Annotated in this window: 14 protein-coding genes; 2 read left to right on the forward strand and 12 right to left on the reverse strand. The window is 71.9% G+C overall.

What is annotated here, in order from left to right:
• The 10 genes from ABME01_RS14400 to ABME01_RS14445 all read right to left on the reverse strand — a co-directional run.
• The coding region (locus tag ABME01_RS14400) for an ATP-binding cassette domain-containing protein (RefSeq protein ID WP_353829119.1) at positions 1-251 on the reverse strand (251 nt) is incomplete at its 3' end.
• 132 nt (positions 252-383) lie between these two features.
• On the reverse strand, positions 384-1,457 hold the full coding sequence (gene chvE, locus ABME01_RS14405; protein ID WP_353829160.1) for a multiple monosaccharide ABC transporter substrate-binding protein: 1,074 nt from the start codon (positions 1,455-1,457) through the stop codon (positions 384-386).
• A gap of 179 nt (positions 1,458-1,636) precedes the next feature.
• Positions 1,637-2,368 (reverse strand): L-ribulose-5-phosphate 4-epimerase, encoded by a 732-nt coding sequence (locus ABME01_RS14410; RefSeq protein WP_353829120.1) that lies wholly within the window; start codon positions 2,366-2,368, stop codon positions 1,637-1,639.
• 227 nt (positions 2,369-2,595) lie between these two features.
• Entirely contained in the window at positions 2,596-3,648 is a 1,053-nt protein-coding gene (locus ABME01_RS14415) for a LacI family DNA-binding transcriptional regulator (RefSeq protein ID WP_353829161.1), read from the reverse strand.
• A gap of 90 nt (positions 3,649-3,738) precedes the next feature.
• Positions 3,739-5,220 (reverse strand): MFS transporter, encoded by a 1,482-nt coding sequence (locus ABME01_RS14420; RefSeq protein WP_353829121.1) that lies wholly within the window; start codon positions 5,218-5,220, stop codon positions 3,739-3,741.
• 76 nt (positions 5,221-5,296) lie between these two features.
• On the reverse strand, positions 5,297-6,127 hold the full coding sequence (locus tag ABME01_RS14425) for an aldo/keto reductase (protein ID WP_353829122.1): 831 nt from the start codon (positions 6,125-6,127) through the stop codon (positions 5,297-5,299).
• Positions 6,128-6,138: 11 nt separating this feature from the next.
• Complete coding sequence (locus ABME01_RS14430; RefSeq protein ID WP_353829123.1) at positions 6,139-7,494, reverse strand: APC family permease; 1,356 nt, start codon at positions 7,492-7,494, stop codon at positions 6,139-6,141.
• A 90-nt stretch (positions 7,495-7,584) separates the two neighbouring features.
• Positions 7,585-8,733 (reverse strand): cystathionine gamma-synthase, encoded by a 1,149-nt coding sequence (locus tag ABME01_RS14435; RefSeq protein ID WP_353829162.1) that lies wholly within the window; start codon positions 8,731-8,733, stop codon positions 7,585-7,587.
• Between the two features lie 113 nt (positions 8,734-8,846).
• Positions 8,847-10,220, reverse strand: a complete 1,374-nt coding sequence (locus tag ABME01_RS14440; protein WP_353829124.1) for a cystathionine beta-synthase — start codon at positions 10,218-10,220, stop codon at positions 8,847-8,849.
• 121 nt (positions 10,221-10,341) lie between these two features.
• Entirely contained in the window at positions 10,342-11,817 is a 1,476-nt protein-coding gene (locus tag ABME01_RS14445; RefSeq protein WP_353829125.1) for a sugar porter family MFS transporter, read from the reverse strand.
• Positions 11,818-12,040: 223 nt separating this feature from the next.
• Between ABME01_RS14445 and ABME01_RS14450 the strand changes: the two genes are divergently transcribed.
• Positions 12,041-12,712, forward strand: coding sequence for a DUF3105 domain-containing protein (locus ABME01_RS14450; RefSeq protein WP_353829126.1), 672 nt, complete (start codon positions 12,041-12,043; stop codon positions 12,710-12,712).
• Positions 12,709-13,395 carry a DUF305 domain-containing protein gene (locus tag ABME01_RS14455; protein WP_353829127.1) on the forward strand — a complete coding sequence of 229 codons (687 nt, stop codon included), beginning with the start codon at positions 12,709-12,711 and terminating at the stop codon, positions 13,393-13,395. The genes ABME01_RS14450 and ABME01_RS14455 overlap by 4 nt, the downstream gene beginning before the upstream one ends.
• A gap of 8 nt (positions 13,396-13,403) precedes the next feature.
• On the opposite strand, the gene ABME01_RS14460 is transcribed toward ABME01_RS14455, so the two are convergent.
• Positions 13,404-15,338 (reverse strand): ABC transporter ATP-binding protein, encoded by a 1,935-nt coding sequence (locus tag ABME01_RS14460; protein WP_353829163.1) that lies wholly within the window; start codon positions 15,336-15,338, stop codon positions 13,404-13,406.
• Positions 15,339-15,540: 202 nt separating this feature from the next.
• Complete coding sequence (locus tag ABME01_RS14465; protein WP_353829128.1) at positions 15,541-15,813, reverse strand: hypothetical protein; 273 nt, start codon at positions 15,811-15,813, stop codon at positions 15,541-15,543.
• Positions 15,814-15,944: the final 131 nt, after the last annotated feature.

A 15,944-nucleotide genomic window follows, 5' to 3' on the forward strand; every position in this document is an offset into this window, starting at 1 on the left:
ATGCCCTTGGCCTCGGAGTCGGTGAGGTCCTTGAACTCGACCTCCTCGCCCTCGAAGACGATCGCGCCGTCGTAGGTGCCGTGCGGGTAGACGCCCGAGAGCACCTTCATGAGCGTGGACTTGCCCGCGCCGTTCTCGCCGCAGATCGCGTGCACCTCGCCGCGTTCCACGCCGAGGTTGACGTTCGCGAGCGCCTTGACGCCGGGGAAGGTCTTCGTGATGCCGCGCATCTCGAGAATGTGGTTGGTCATCCCTTGCTCCTGCTCCATCGCCGGTGTGGGGCCGGCCGGGTGGCGGATGCCGCGGCCGGGACCTGAGGCGAGAGTACTCCCGCCGCAGGTCCCGACACGCGGTGGTTCATCCGTTCGGGATCAGCGGCCGGTTCAGCCGTTGATCTCCTCTTCGGTCCAGTAGCCGGAGTCGACGAGGACCTCGGTGATGTTGTCCGCGACGACGATCTGCGACTCGAGGAGGTACGAGGGCACGACCTTCACGCCGTTGTCGTAGTCCTCGGTGTTGTTGACCTCGGGCTCCTCGCCGTTCAGCAGGGCGGTCGCCATGTCCACGGCCACGGCCGCGAGGTTGCGGGTGTCCTTGAAGATGGTCGAGTACTGCTCGCCCGCGTTGATCGCCTTCACCGAGTCGAGCTCGGCGTCCTGGCCCGAGATGACCGGCCACTCGTCGCCGACCGAGTAGCCGGCGTCGGTGAGGGCCGAGATGATGCCGCGCGAGAGGCCGTCGTAGGGCGAGAGCACCGCGTCGACCTTCGAGCCGTCCGAGTACGTCGAGACGAGGATGTCCTCCATGCGGCTCTGCGCGACCTCGCCGTCCCAACGGAGGATGGCGGCCTGCTCGAACTCGGTCTGGCCCGACTTCACGACCAGGGTGCCCTCGTCGATGTAGGGCTGCAGCGTGTCGATCGCGCCGTTCCAGAAGAACGTGGCGTTGTTGTCGTCGGGCGAACCGGCGAACAGCTCGATGTTGAACGGGCCCTCGGGCGCGTCGGCGGCCTCTGCGCCTTCGAGGTCGGTGAGGCCCAGGCCCGCCAGGAGCGAGGTGGCCTGCTGCACGCCGACGACGTAGTTGTCGAACGACGCGTAGTAGTCGACGTTCTCGGAGTCGCGGATGAGGCGGTCGTAGGCGATGACCGGGATGTCGGCGTCGGCCGCGTTCTGCAGCACCTCGGAGAGCGTGGTGCCGTCGATCGAGGCGATGATCAGCGCCTCGGCGCCCTTGGTGATCATGTTCTCGATCTGCGAGACCTGGGTGGGGATGTCGTCCTCGGCGTACTGCAGGTCGACCGAGAAGCCCTGCTCCTCGAGCTGCTCCTTGACGGCGTCGCCGTCCTGGATCCAGCGCTCCGAGCTCTTCGTGGGCATCGCGACGCCGATCAGGCCGCCGTCGCCGCCGCCGTCGCCGCCGCCCGTGCCGCCCGAGCACGCGGCGAGCGCGAGCATCGAACCGGCGGCCAGGGTGGCCAGCAGCACCTTCTTCGTGGTGTTCACGGTGTGTCCTTTCACTGTGTGGTCATGGACGTCGTCGTCTCGTGACGGGGGTGCGGAAGCCGGCCTCGTCCATGACGACCGGCTCCCCTTCGGCATCCTCGGGACACGGGATGCCGCAGGCTTTCAGGTGTTCACTTGTGCGGCGCACGGCGGGCGTCGGACGCCTGGCCGTACACGTTCTGGTACCGGTCGTACAACCGGTCGATCGCCTCCTCGGGCATCGGGATCAGCTCGCCCGCCTCGCGGGCCAGGTGGACCGTGCGGGCCACGTCCTCGACCATCACCGCGGCCTTGACCGCGTCGCGTGCGCTGGAACCGATCGTGAACGGGCCGTGGTTCTGCATCAGCACCGCACGGCTGCGGTGCCCGGTCAGCGTCTCGACGATGCCGCGACCGATCGAGTCGTCGCCGATGATCGCGAACGGGCCGATCGGGATCGGCCCGCCGAACTCGTCGGCCATCGCGGTGATCACGCAGGGGATCTCCTCGCCCCGCGCCGCCCACGCCGTGGCGTAGGTCGAGTGCGTGTGCACGACCCCGCCGACCTCGGGCATGTTCCGGTACACGTAGGCGTGCGCCGCCGTGTCGCTCGAGGGCGACCGCTCGGCGCCCGGGGTGCCGGCGATGACCTCGCCGTCGAGGTCGCACAGGATCATGTTCTCCGGCGCGAGGTCGTCGTAGCTCACGCCTGACGGCTTGATCACGAACAGGTCGGCACCCGGCACCCGGCCCGACACGTTGCCGCCTGTCCAGACCACGAGGCCGTACCGGGTCAGCTCGCCGTGCAGGCGGGCCACCTCGGCCCTGGTCCGCGCGATCGCGACCTCGACCTGCGGCCCGAAGCTCGTCGTGCGGCTGGTCATGCGCGCACCGGCCGTCGCGGGGCGGTCGTGTCGATCACGTGGACTCCTTCGTCGCGGGTGCGTCGCCATGGGCGGTGGAACCGTTCGGATGTGACGTCCCATGTGACCGTTCACATCGCGAGAGCCATGTTAGCCACAGGTTTCCCGGACCTGTCAACAGTGGAAGGTCACGGAACGGTAACGCGCCGGTTTCGCGCCCTCCCCGCCCGATCCGGGGCGGCACGCCATCAGAACGCGGGCGGGCCGACCGTGTCGCGCACGATGAGCTCGGGCACGATCGTGCCGCGGTACTCGGGCGCCGACGGGTCGAGGTCGCCGAGGAGCAGGGCCACGCACCGGCGGCCGAGCTCGGGGAAGTCCTGTCGCACGGTGGTCAGCGGCGGCCAGAAGTGGCCGGCCTCGGGGATGTCGTCGAAGCCCACGATCGACACGTCGCGCGGGATCTCGAGGCCCGCGTCGCGCACGGCGTGCATGACGCCGAGCGCCATCTGGTCGTTCGACGAGAAGATCGCGGTGAAGTCGCGCACCGTGAGCAGCTCGCGGCCCGCGTAGTAGCCGAAGTCGGCCGTCCAGTCGCCGAGGATCGGGGCCGTCGTCGGCACGTCGTGCGCGCCCATCTCGTCGAGGAACCCCCGCATGCGCGCCTCGGCCTCGATCCAGTCCTGCGGGCCGGCGAGGTGGTAGATCGCCCGGTGACCGCGCTCGATCAGGTGCCGCGTGGCGAGCCTCGCGCCGGCGATCTGGTCGACCGAGAGCGTGTGCGCCGGGTCGCGGCCCGTCGACTGCAGGGTCACGTAGGGCAGGTCGATCGAGAGGTCGGCGAGCGTGTCGAAGACCCGGACCTGCGGCGCGATCACGACGAGGCCCTCGATCCCCTGGGCGCGCAGGTGCGCCAGCCCGCCCGCGATCGACTCGGCATCCGAGGACTCGATGTTCGCGGTGCTCACCCAGTACCCGGCAGCGCGGGCCGCGGCCTCGATGGCCGCGATGCTCGAGGCGGGCCCGTAGTGCGTGCTCGACGACGAGAGGATCCCGATCGTGCGCGACCGGCTCGTGACGAGCGCCCGCGCGGCGCGGTTCGGCGTGTACTGCAGCTCGGCCATCACGTCGAGCACGCGCTGCTTGGTCTCCGGGCGGATGCTCGGATGGTGGTTGAGCACGCGCGAGACCGTCTGGTGCGACACCCCGGCGAGGCGCGCGACATCGCGAATGCTCGGCGGGCGACCCTTCGGGCGCTCCTCGGACGTCTCTGGCACGGGGACCTCGATCGATGTCGGCATGTTCACGGTCACACGGTTCGGCCAGACCATTATGCACGCGGATGCGGCAATGTGACCGTCACAAATGTGACGGTCACATGAACACCGGCCTCAGCGAACGGCGCTGCTCGGTCGCCCGCCCTGCGGGCGGACCCGGGGCGCGAGCACCACGGCCACGACCGCGATGGCCAGCGTCACGGCGAACTCGGGCGTGAAGGGCACGCTCGCGGTCGCCGTCGCGACGAGCGCGGTCACCGCGAGCGCGATCGCCGCGCCGAGGGACTCGCCGATCGACAGCGCCGCGCTGTTGAAGCCCTGCTCCCGCTGCGCCGACTGCTCGAGCACGGCGACCGAGAACCTCGGGTACATGAAGCCCATCGCGGCGCCTGCGAGCGTCCACGCGACGAACGCGGCGAACGGCGGAAGCGCGAACACGGCGATGAGCAGCACGAGCGCCACGGCCGTGGCGAGCGTCACCGCGCCGATCCGGATGACCTCGGTGTTCGACAGGCGGGCGTCGAGGCGACCCTGCAGCCACGACGCCGCCGCCCACGAGATGCCGGCGCCCGTGAGCACGGCGCCGGCGAGGCCGGCGGGCAGTCCGTCGCGCTCGATGAGGAGCTTCGGCAGGTAGATCTCGCTGCCGAAGAACGCGCCCGCCACGACCGCCCGGACGAGCACCGTCGCCGGGATCCCGCGCGCGGCCCGGAGGGTGCCGGTCGGCAGCAGCGGCCGCACGACGACCACGGTCACCGCGATGGACGCGAGGGCCACCACCCACCGCCACGGCTCGGCCAGGCCGGCCGCGACGCCGACCCCGAGCGCCGCGGCCGCGGCGAGGAGGGACCAGCCGAGTCGCCGCCGGCTCCACGGCACCGTGCGGTCGCCCTGCACGCGGTCGAGCACGCGGCGCAGCGGCGCGAGCATCATGAGCGCGGCCGGGAGCACGAGTGCGATGACCCCGAGGAAGACCCACCGCCAGCCCACGTGCTCGGCGACGTACCCGGCGATGGCCGGCCCGACGATCGACGGGATGACCCAGGCCGCCGCGAACCCGGCGAAGACGCGCGAACGCACCGATGCGGGATAGACGCGCGCGACGATGACGTAGAGCGGCACGATGACCGCCGCGCCGCCGATGCCGTGCACGAGCCGCCCGAGGACCAGCACGGGCATGCTCGGCGCGAGGCCCGCGATCACGAGGCCCGTCACGAAGAGCCCGCCGGCGGCCAGCAGCGGCGGCAGCGGACCCGAACGGTCGCTCCAGTTGCCCGCGACGACCATGCCGATCACGCCCGCGGCGAGCGGGACCGAGAACGCCAGCGCGTACAGGCGCTCGCCGTCGAGGTCGGCGGCGACGAGCGGCATCGCGGTCGTCACGGCGAGCACCTCGAACGCCGCGAGGAAGACCAGCGAGAACATGCCGAGCGACAGCCACCGCCAGGAGGGTGCGAAGACGCCGCCCGCGGGCGCGCCGGGGCCGGCCTCGACGACCGGTGCGCCGTCGTCGACCGGCGCCCCGGGGTCGGTGGACGACTCGCGGTCGCGCGAGGCCGGGTCGTCGGCGGGCGCCGGGACGGAGCGTTCGGTCACCTGATCGAGCCTACGTCCGCCCGCCGGCATCCGCCCGACGCGTCCGCCTGCGCCGGCGCGGGCCCGGGAGCGCCGCTCAGAGCTCCTCGTGCGTCTCGGGGTCGGCGCCCCAGATCCGCCCGCGCTCGAGGCCCGAGATCGCCTCGACCTCGGCCTCGTCGAGCTCGATGTCGAAGACGTCGAGGTTCGCCCGACGGCGCTCGGCGTCGGCCGACTTCGGGATGGGCACGCAGCCGAGCGCCAGGTGCCAGGCGAGCACGGCCTGCGCCGGGGTGACCTCGTGGCGCTCGGCGATCTCGGTCAGCACGGGCTCGGCGAGCAGGTCGGTGCGCTTGCCGAGCGGGCTCCAGCTCTCGGTGCGGATGGCGTGCTCGGCGTGGTAGGCGCGCAGCTCGGCCTGCGGGAAGTACGGATGCAGTTCGACCTGGTTGACCACGGGCATGAGGCCCGTCTCGGCGGCGAGGCGGTCGAGCATCGCCGGCGTGAAGTTCGAGACGCCGATCGAGCGGACGACGCCGCGCTCCTTGAGCTTGATCATCGAGCGCCAGCTGTCGACGTAGCGGTCGCGCTTCGGGTTCGGCCAGTGGATGAGGTAGAGGTCGACCCAGTCCAGGTCGAGTCGGCGGCGGGACTGCTCGAAGCTCGCGAGCGTCTCGTCGACGCCGTGGTGCCGCCCGGGGAGCTTCGTCGTGACGAAGAGGTCACTGCGGTCGACCTCGGCGCGGCGGATCGCCTCGGCGACGACCTCCTCGTTGCCGTAGTTGTACGCCGTGTCGATGAGCCGGTACCCGTCGCGGATGGCCGAGACGATCGCGTCGACGCCCGTCTGGTCGTTCAATCCGTAGGTGCCCAGGCCGATCGCGGGGATGGTGTTGCCGTCGGCGAGCGCATAGGCGTGGGCGGTCATGCCCACCATCCTCACCCCGATCGCACCTCGCCCGCCAGCCGACCGGCGGGGGTGGCGCCGATTCCCAGCCGCTTGCGTGCCCGTGCGCGCCGCACCAGCGTCACGACGACGGAGGCGCCGGCGAGGGCGAGCGGGACGAACAGGTTCTGCCAGGCGAGCACCAGGAGCCCGGCGGTGAGCACGGTCGCGACGACCGCGAGCCACCAGCCGAACGACCAGCGGCGCAGGATCATCGTCGCGGCGAGCATGCCGAGCGCGTAGATGCTCACCATGTTGCTCGTGTGGATCAGGATGAACGTCGAGAGCTCGAGTCCGTTCAGCAGCATGAGCCCGAAGTAGACGAGGATGAGCGCCGCCGTGAGCAGGAGCGCACGCCGTGGCACCGCGCCGTCTTCCGCGCCCTTGGCGAAGAACGCGGGCAGGTCGCCGTCGCGCCCGAGCGCCGCGCCGAGCTTGCCGAACGCCGGCAGGTAGGCGTTCAGGACGCCGAGCGTGACGATCGCGGCGACGATCGCGACGAGCACCGAGCCGACGCCGGGCGCGGTCGACTCGACGAGGTCGAGGAGGGACACCTGGCTCCCGCCGGCGGCGTCGCCGAGCACGGAGACGGTGGCCACCTGCAGGGCGAGATATCCCCCGCCGACGACGAGGATCGCGATGCCCGTCGCGAGGGGGATGGTGCGCCGCGGATCGCGGAACTCGCCCGCGATGTGCGTGCCGACCTCCCATCCGGCGAACGCCCAGACGAAGAGGCTGATCGCGACGCCCACGCCCGCCCAGCCGTTCGGCAGGAACGGCGTGAGGTTCGCGGGATCGGCCGCGGGGAAGGTGACGGAGACGACGCCGACGACGACGGCGAGCAGCAGGCCGGTGAGCACGAACTGCACCCAGCCGGCGACGCGGACGCCGAACCAGTTCGCGAGGAACGGCGGCACGAACACGGCGAGGCCGATCACCGGCACGGCCGAGCGGTCGACCCCGAGCACCGCGACGACGTACTCGCCGCCGAGCACGGCCACGACGGGCGCGCCGACGCAGACACCGAAGTAGAACCAGTACCCGGTCATCCGGGCGGCCGTGCCGCCGAGCGCGCGGCGCACGTAGCTCGCGACGCCGCCGGCATCGGGGTAGCGCGCGGCGAGCGCCGCGAAGGTCCCGGCGAGCGGGATGGAGAGCGCGAGCACCGCGGCGACCGCGACGATCGACGCGGGCCCCGCGGCCTGGGCCGCGAGCCCGGGGAGCACGAGGATGCCGGTGCCGAGCACGCTCGCCACGTACAGGGCGGTGCCCTGCCCCAGGCCGAGACGGCCACGGGCGGGTGCGGTCGCCGCCGATGCCGGCGCGATGTCCAGTGTCCTCGTGCTCACGGGATCATCGTGTCGGATGCCGCGGCCGGCCGCGCTGGCAGAAACGACAGGGTTCGTGCAGATCCTGCCAACGCGGCCGCGGGCCTTCGGCTACAGCTGCTCGAGGGCGCGATCGATGTCGGCGAGCAGGTCGTCGACGTCCTCGATGCCCACCGAGAGCCGCACGATCGACTCCGGCACCTCGGCCTCCGTGCCCTTCACCGAGGCGTGCGTCATCTCGGACGGGTAGTTCACGAGCGACTCGACCCCGCCGAGCGACTCCGCCAGCTGGAACACCGACGTCGACTCGGCGAAGCGCCGTGCCGCTGCGGCCCCGCCCTCGAGGTCGATCGAGACCATGCCGCCGAACCCGGACATCTGGCGCGCGGCGAGCGCATGCCCGGGGTGCGAGGCGAGGCCCGGGTAGAGCACGCGGGCGACCGCGGGGTGCTCCTCGAGCCGCCGGGCGATCGCCAGCGCGTTCTGGCTGTGCCGCTGCATCCGCACGCCGAGGGTCTTGATGCCCCTCGAGGTGAGGAACGCGTCGAACGGGCCCGACACGGCGCCCGCCGCGAACTGCGTGAAGGCGGCGCGCTCGGCGAGCTCCTCCTGCCCCTCGGCGAACACGAGGGCGCCGCCGACCACGTCCGAGTGCCCGCCGAGGTACTTGGTCGTGGAGTGCACGACGACGTCGGCGCCGAGCCCGATCGGCTGCTGGAGCGCGGGGCTCGCGAACGTGTTGTCGACCACGACGAGGATCCCGGCCTCGTCGCCGAGCTCGGCGAGTGCCGCGATGTCGGAGATCTTCATGAGCGGGTTCGACGGCGTCTCGACCCAGAGCACCTTCGTGGTGCCGAGCTCGAGCGCCGCGCGCACGGCGGCGAGGTCGCTCGTGTCGACGGTCGTGTGGCGCACGCCCCAGTCGCCGAAGATGCGGCGGATGAGGCGGTGCGTGCCGCCGTACACGTCGTTGCCGATCACGACGTGGTCGCCGGGCTGCAGCACGGTGCGCAGCAGTGCGTCCTCGGCCGCCAGGCCCGAGGCGAACGACAGGCCGCGGACGCCGCCTTCGAGCGCCGCGAGCTGCGACTCGAGCGCGGTCCGGGTCGGGTTGCCGCCGCGCGAGTACTCGTACCCGCTGCGGAGGCCGCCGATGCCGTCCTGCACGTAGGTCGAGGTCTGGTAGATCGGCGGGATGACCGCGCCGGTGGTGGGGTCGAAGGCCTGTCCGGCGTGGATGGCCCGCGTGTCGAAGCGCATGCCGTTCTCAGGAAGGTCCACGGTGCTCGCCGTCCTTTCGGTTGGAGATGAAGTCTCTGAACTTGAATCACGCGCGGGCCGATGCCATGTCCGCGCGTTCCTCCTGAGAAACGTCAGGAGGAGAGGTAGGTGAGGAGGTCGGCGCGGGTGATCACGCCGAGCGCCTTTCCGCCGTCGGTCACGAGCATCGCCGGCGCCTCGCCGAACGCCTGGCGGGCGGTCGCGACCGGCTCGGTGACGCCGATGAGCGGCAGCGGCTCGCCGACGACGGCCGAGACCTCGTCGGTGAGCTTCGCACGCCCCGAGAACACCTGCTCGAGCAGGGCCTCCTCGTGCAGCGCCCCGACGACCTCGCCGAGCACGACGGGCGGCTCGGCCGAGAGCACGACGAGCTGCGAGACGCCCGCCTCGGTCATCCGGTCGATCGCCTCGCGCACCGTGTCGTTCGGGTGCACGTAGACGAGCGGCGCCGTGCGGTCGGCCTTCGCCTCGAGGATGTCGCGGATCGTGTGCCCGGCCGGTGCGTTCCCGAAGCCGTACGCGCGCAGCCACTTGTCGTTGAAGATCTTGCCGAGGTAGCCGCGGCCCGAGTCCGGCAGCAGCACGACGAACACGTCGTCCTTCGTCACCTCGGGCCGCGACGCGGCCTTCAGCGCCGCCACGACCGCCATGCCGCTCGAGCCGCCCACGAGGATGCCCTCCTCGCGCGCGAGCCGGCGCGTCATCGCGATCGACTCGGCGTCGGTCACGGCGATGACCTCGTGCGGCACGCTCGGGTCGTAGGCCGACGGCCAGAAGTCCTCGCCGACGCCCTCGACGAAGTAGGGCCGGCCGGTGCCGCCCGAGTAGACCGAGCCCTCGGGGTCGGCGCCGATGATGCGCACCGAGTCGCCCGACACCTCGCGCAGGTACCGGCCGGTGCCGGTGATGGTGCCGCCGGTGCCGACGCCCGCGACGAAGTGGGTGACCTTCCCGTCGGTGTCTCGCCAGATCTCCGGGCCGGTCGTCTCGTAGTGCGAGAGCGGTCCGTTCGGGTTGGAGTACTGGTCGGGCTTGAACGCGCCGGGGATCTCGCGCGCCAGCCGGTCCGACACCCCGTAGTAGGACTCGGGGCTGTCGGGGGCGACCGCGGTCGGGGTCACCACGACCTCGGCGCCGTAGGCCTTCAGCACGTTGCGCTTGTCCTCCGACACCTTGTCGGGGCACACGAACACGCACCGGTAGCCGCGCTCCTGGGCGACCAGGGCGAGGCCGACGCCGGTGTTGCCGGAGGTCGGCTCGACGATCGTGCCGCCCGGCTCCAGCTTCCCCTCGCGCTCCGCGGCGTCGATGATGTTCCGCGCGATGCGGTCCTTGGAGGAGCCGCCGGGGTTCACGTACTCGAGCTTCACGAGCACCGTCGCCTCGGTCACCCCCTCGGTGACGCGGTTGAGCTTCACGAGCGGCGTGTCGCCGACGAGATCGGTGATGTGGGCTGCGTACTTCATGACCGGAGTTCGTTCCTTGGTGTCGGATGCGTCGAGCGGCGCGCGGTCGGCGCGTGACGCGATGGGAGGGGTCGCCTGCCTAGCGACGACAACACCGGCACGAGAAGCTCACGCGGCCAGCCTAGCGGGTGGCGGACCTGCGGGGCGGGAGCAGGGTGTCCGACTCCTCGAGCGACATCCCGTTCGTCTCGGGGATCTTCGCGAGCACGAAGAAGAACGACAGCGCCGCGAACGTCGCGTACAGGCCGTAGGTCATGAGCAGCGACACGTCGGCGAGCAGCGGGAAGGTGACCGTCACCGCGAAGTTCGCGATCCACTGCGCGGCGGCGGCGAGGCCGAGCGCCCGGGCTCGGATGCGGTTCGGGAAGATCTCGCCGAGCAGCACCCAGACCAGCGGGCCCCACGAGAACCCGAAGAACACCACGAAGAGGTTCGCGGCCACCAGTGCGACCGGTCCCCAGGCGCCGGGCAGGGTGAGGTCCTCCCCCGAACCGCTCGCGTTGCCGAACGCGAGCGCCATGGTGCCGAGCGAGATCGCCATGCCGGCCGACCCGACGAGCAGCAGCGGACGGCGCCCCACCCGGTCGACCAGTGCGATCGCGACGAAGGTGACGAGGATGTTCGTGATGGAGGTGAACACGCTGATCGCGAAGGCGTTCGACTCGCCGAACCCGACCGCGCTCCACAGCGTCGTCGAGTAGTAGAAGATCACGTTGATGCCGACGAACTGCTGGAACACCGACAGCAGGATGCCGATCCACACGATGCCGCGGAGGCCCATGACCGGGCCCCGCAGCGCCCCCTTCGCCTGCGCCGCCTCCGCGTCGGCCTTCATGCTCGAGCGGATGTCGCGCACCGCGCGCTCCACCTCGCCGGGCTGGATCCGCGCGAGCACCGTGCGCGCCTCGTCCTCCTTCCCCTGCCGCACGAGGAACCGCGGCGACTCGGGGAGCGACATGGCGATGAGCCCGTACGCGATGCTCGGCACGATCCCGGCGAGGAACATCCACCGCCAGGCGCCGAGCCCGAACCAGAGCGGTTCGGCGGCGCCGCCGGCGGCCCATGCGAAGAGCGCGTCCGAGAGCAGTGCGGTGAAGATGCCGAAGACGATCGCGAGCTGCTGCAGCGACGCGAGCCGACCCCGGGCGCGCCGCGGCGAGATCTCGGCGATGTAGGCCGGCGAGACGACCGACGCGATGCCGATGCCGATGCCGCCGATGACGCGCCAGGCGATGAGGTCCCACACCCCGAGCGCCAGGCCCGACCCGATGGCCGAGACGAGGAACAGGCTCGCGCCGATGATCATCACCGGGATGCGTCCGAACCGGTCCGCCAGCCGTCCGGCGAGCTCGGCGCCGACGGCGCAGCCGAGCAGCGCGCTCGCGATCGCGAGCCCGGTGAGGCCCGCGGACAGGCTGAACTCCTGCTCGATCGCGTCGACCGCGCCGTTGACCACCGATGAGTCGAACCCGAACAGGAACCCGCCGACCGCGCCGGCGACGGCGAGCGCGATCACCCGCCGGTTGAGTCCGCTGCCGCGCCCCGCGTCGGGGCCGTCCTCGGCGTCCGCAGTGACGGCGTCCGTGCCCTCGGCCATGCGTCGACCTCCCCCGCCGGCCCGCCGACCCGGGCCGGAGCACCGGCCCGCACGAGGTCGCCCCCATGCCGACACCCGCATGCTAGACCCGCGGAACCGGGATCGATCGGCACGCCACGGCGGCGCCGGTGGAACATCCCGCACACCCGCCCTGACGGCGTTCTCCCAGTCGACTGCGGTCGGATGGTTCCATCCCCAACTCCCCAGACGAGGAAGGCCCCGCGTGAGCGCGTCCCAGCCCGGTCGGAAGCCCAGCGTCAAGCAGCAGCGCGCAGCGGAGCGCGAGCGCAAGCTCGAGGAGCACCGCAGGCGGGAGGCGCGCATGAAGCGCAACCGCCGCATCGCGATCTGGGGATCGGTCGCCGCGGGGGTCGCGATCATCGCCCTCGTCGTCGGCTCCATCGCGCTCACGCCGCAGCGCCCCGACTACACGGCAGGGGGCACCGGGGCCGAGATCGACGGTGTCGAGACGTTCGAGAACGCCTCGTCGCACGTCGAGGGCGCCGTCGACTACCCGCAGACGCCCCCCGCCGGCGGCGAGCACAATCCCGTCTGGCTGAACTGCGGGGTGTACGAGGAGCCGGTGCCGAACGAGAACGCCGTGCACTCGCTCGAGCACGGCGCGATCTGGGTCACCTACGACCCCGAGTCGCTCTCCGACGAGGACGTCGACGCGCTCCGAGCGCTGCTTCCGAGCACCTACGTGATCCTGTCGCCGTTCGAGGGACTGCCCTCGGCGATCGTGCTGAGCGGGTGGAACTCGCAGCTGCAGGTCGATGCGGTCGACGACCCGCGCATCGGCGAGTACGTCGAGGAGTACTGGCAGAGCCAGGACGTGCCGGAGCCCGGGGCCTTCTGCACGGGCGGGATCGACGCACCGGGCAAGGTCGCGTGAGCGACGGCGATCCCGATCGGGCCGATGGCGGTCGCCGCGGCGGGGTCGGCCGCTGGGCGGCCGTGATCGCGGCGTCGGTCGCGGTGGTCGCGGTCGCGGCGGTCGCGTTCTCGTTCGGCCGGCTCTCGACGCTCGGCGAGGAGGCGCCCGCGAACGCGAGCGCCGAGTCGGGCTTCGCCCGCGACATGCAGGTCCACCACCAGCAGGGCGTCGAGCTCGCCATGATCGTGCGCGACGCGACCGACGACGATGCGGTGCGCCGGCTCGCGTACGACATCGCGACCGCGCAGGCGCAGCAGTCCGGGCAGATGTACGGATGGCTCGCCGAGTGGGGCCTGCCCCAGGCCGGCCCCGAGCCGTCGATGACCTGGATGACCCGGCCGGCGCTCGACGGGAGCAGCCACGACCACGGCGACGACGGGTCGGCCCACGTGGCCGGCGAGCCGATGCCGGGGCTCGCCACGGCCGAGCAGCTCGCCGGACTGCGCGAACTCGACGGGGTCGCAGCCGAGCGGCGATTCCTCGAGCTCATGATCCTCCACCACGAGGGCGCCGTGGAGATGGCCGAGGCCGTGCTCGACCGCTCGACCTATCCGGTCGTGGTGTCGCTGGCCGAGTCGATCATCCTGAGCCAGCAGGCCGAGATCGAGCTGATGGAGGGCATGCTCGCCGAGCGGTCCTGATCCGGGCCCTACCCGATCGGCACCTCGGGTCGCTCCGCCTGCTGGCGGGAGAGCGACGCGTAGACGCCGCCCTGCGCGATGAGCTCGGCGTGCGTGCCGCGCTCGGCGATGCGGCCGGCGACGATCACGAAGATGACGTCGGCGGCGACGACCGTCGAGAGGCGGTGCGCGATCGCGATGGTCGTGCGCCCGCGGGAGGCGTCGTCGAGCGCGGACTGCACGACGCGCTCGCTGATGGTGTCGAGCGCGCTCGTCGCCTCGTCGAGCACGAGCACCGGCGGGTCCTTCAGCAGCACCCGCGCGATCGCGATCCGCTGCTTCTCGCCGCCCGACAGGCGGTACCCGCGCTCGCCGACCACGGTGTCGTACCCGTCGGGGAACGACGCGATCGTGTCGTGGATGTTCGCCGCGCGCGCGGCCGCCTCGAGCTCGTCGTCGGTGGCGTCCGGCTTGGCGTACCGGAGGTTGTCGGCGATCGAGGCGTGGAACAGGTAGGTCTCCTGGCTCACGATCCCGATGTTCGACACGAGGGACTCGTGCTCGAGCTCGCGCACGTCGGTGCCTGCGAACCGGACCGCGCCATCCGTGGCCTCGTAGAGGCGCGGCACGAGGTACGACACGGTCGTCTTGCCCGCGCCGCTCGGCCCGACGAACGCCGCGTACTGGCCCGGCTCGATGGTGAACGACACGTCGTCGAGCGTGGGCGGGCCGTCGTCGCCGGCGTCCGGGTAGCGGAAGGAGACGTGCTCGAACTCCACGCGGCCGAGGCGCGCGCGGCCCTCGGCATCGGTCCCGTCCGGCACCGGCCGGGCGTCCGGCGCGTCGGTGATGGCGGGGCGCAGGTCGAGGTACTCGAAGATGCGGGCGAACAGCGCGCCCGAGGTCTGCAGGTCGAGCGCCACGCGCATCAGCGCCATGAGCGGGAACAGCAGCCGCGCCTGCACGGTCGTGAACGCCACGATCGTGCCGGCGGTGATGTCGGTCGTGCCGCCGGCGATGAGCCATCCGGAGACCAGGTACACGATCGCCGGGATCGCCGACATGAAGATGCCGACCATCGCGAAGAACCACTGGCCGGTCATCTGCTGGCGCACCTGCAGCCGCACCTGGTTGTCGTTCTCCTGGCCGTAGCGCTCGATCTCGCTGCGCTGCCGCGTGAAGCTCTTCGAGAGCAGGATGCCGGAGACCGACAGCGTCTCCTGCGTGATCGCGGTCATCTCCGAGAGCGACTCCTGCGTCTTCGCCGCGATGCGGGCGCGGACCTGGCCGACCCGCCGCTGCGCGACCACCATCACGGGCAGCAGCACGAGCGCGATGAGGGTGAGCTGCCAGTTCAGCAGAAGCATCGCCACGAACGCCGCGAGCACCGTGACCGTGTTGCCGAGCACGCTCGAGACCGTGTTGGTGAGCACGGAGGCGACGCCGCCGACGTCGTTCTGCAGGCGGGACTGGATGACGCCCGTCTTCGTGCGCGTGAAGAAGCTGAGCTCCATCCGCTGCAGGTGGGTGAACATGCGCACGCGCAGCGCGCCCATGACCTTGTTGCCGACGTTCGCGGTCAGCCAGGTCTGCCAGACGCCGAGCAGCGACGAGACGATGAACACCGTGAGCATCGCCACGACGATGGTCGTGAGCACGGGGAGGTTCGGGCCGGCGACCTGCCCGTCGGGGCCGACCGGGAAGAGCCCGTCGTCGAACGCCCGCTCGGTCAGCAGCGGCGGGATCACGCTCAACGCGGCGCCGAGCAGCACCAGGGCGACGGTGAGCGCGAGCTGCGGGCGGTGCGGCCGGAAGAGCTCCGCGATGCGCCGCATCAGGTGCGGGATCTTCGGCGCCTCCGCGTTCTCGGCGCGCTGGGCGCTCTCGTCGGCCGCGCTGATGCGCCCGCGTGGCCGGCCGCCGCCCGCCCGCCCGGCGGGGCCGCCCGGCGCGCTCCCGTGCATGCTCATGCGTTCGAGCCTAGGCGCGCCGGAACGGACCGCGGCCGCCCGGGGCGTCCTCGCGGGCGACGTTCGCCGAGGGCGTGACCGGCCGAGGCGGTGACGGCGTCCGGCGGACGACCGGGCCGGGGCGGGACGACGAACCGCCCGGACACGCGGATGCGGCGAGGGCCGCGCCCCCGCCGCATCCGTCGGTCGACTCGGCCTATCCTCCGGTGACGATCAGGCAGGTCGCGACGAGCTTGCCCTGGCCGCTGGCGTTCGGGTCGAGGTTCGGCAGGCCGACCCTCGACTCGTACCCGCGCCCGTCACCCGACGGGTCGGCGGCGTGCATGCCCTGCGTCTGCCCGCCCTCGGCGGCGACGAAGTTCCTGGTCGCCTCGCCCCAGTTGCACTCCTGCGGCGCGGCCGCTGCCGGCGACGCCATCCCGATCGCGAGCGCCACCGCGGCGGCGCCGGCGAGCATCATCCTCTTCATCGTGCGGTTCCCCTTCCCCCTTGACGGACCGTACGGTCCGCACGATATGGAACCCTCCGGTTCGCGTCAAGGGCGGCCGCGGACGCATCGAGGGGCGGATGCGCGTCGCATCCGCCCCTCGAGCCGCCGCG

Origin of the sequence: Agromyces litoreus (genome assembly GCF_040496015.1) — a bacterium.
In the GTDB taxonomy this organism is placed as follows: Bacteria; Actinomycetota; Actinomycetes; order Actinomycetales; family Microbacteriaceae; genus Agromyces; species Agromyces litoreus.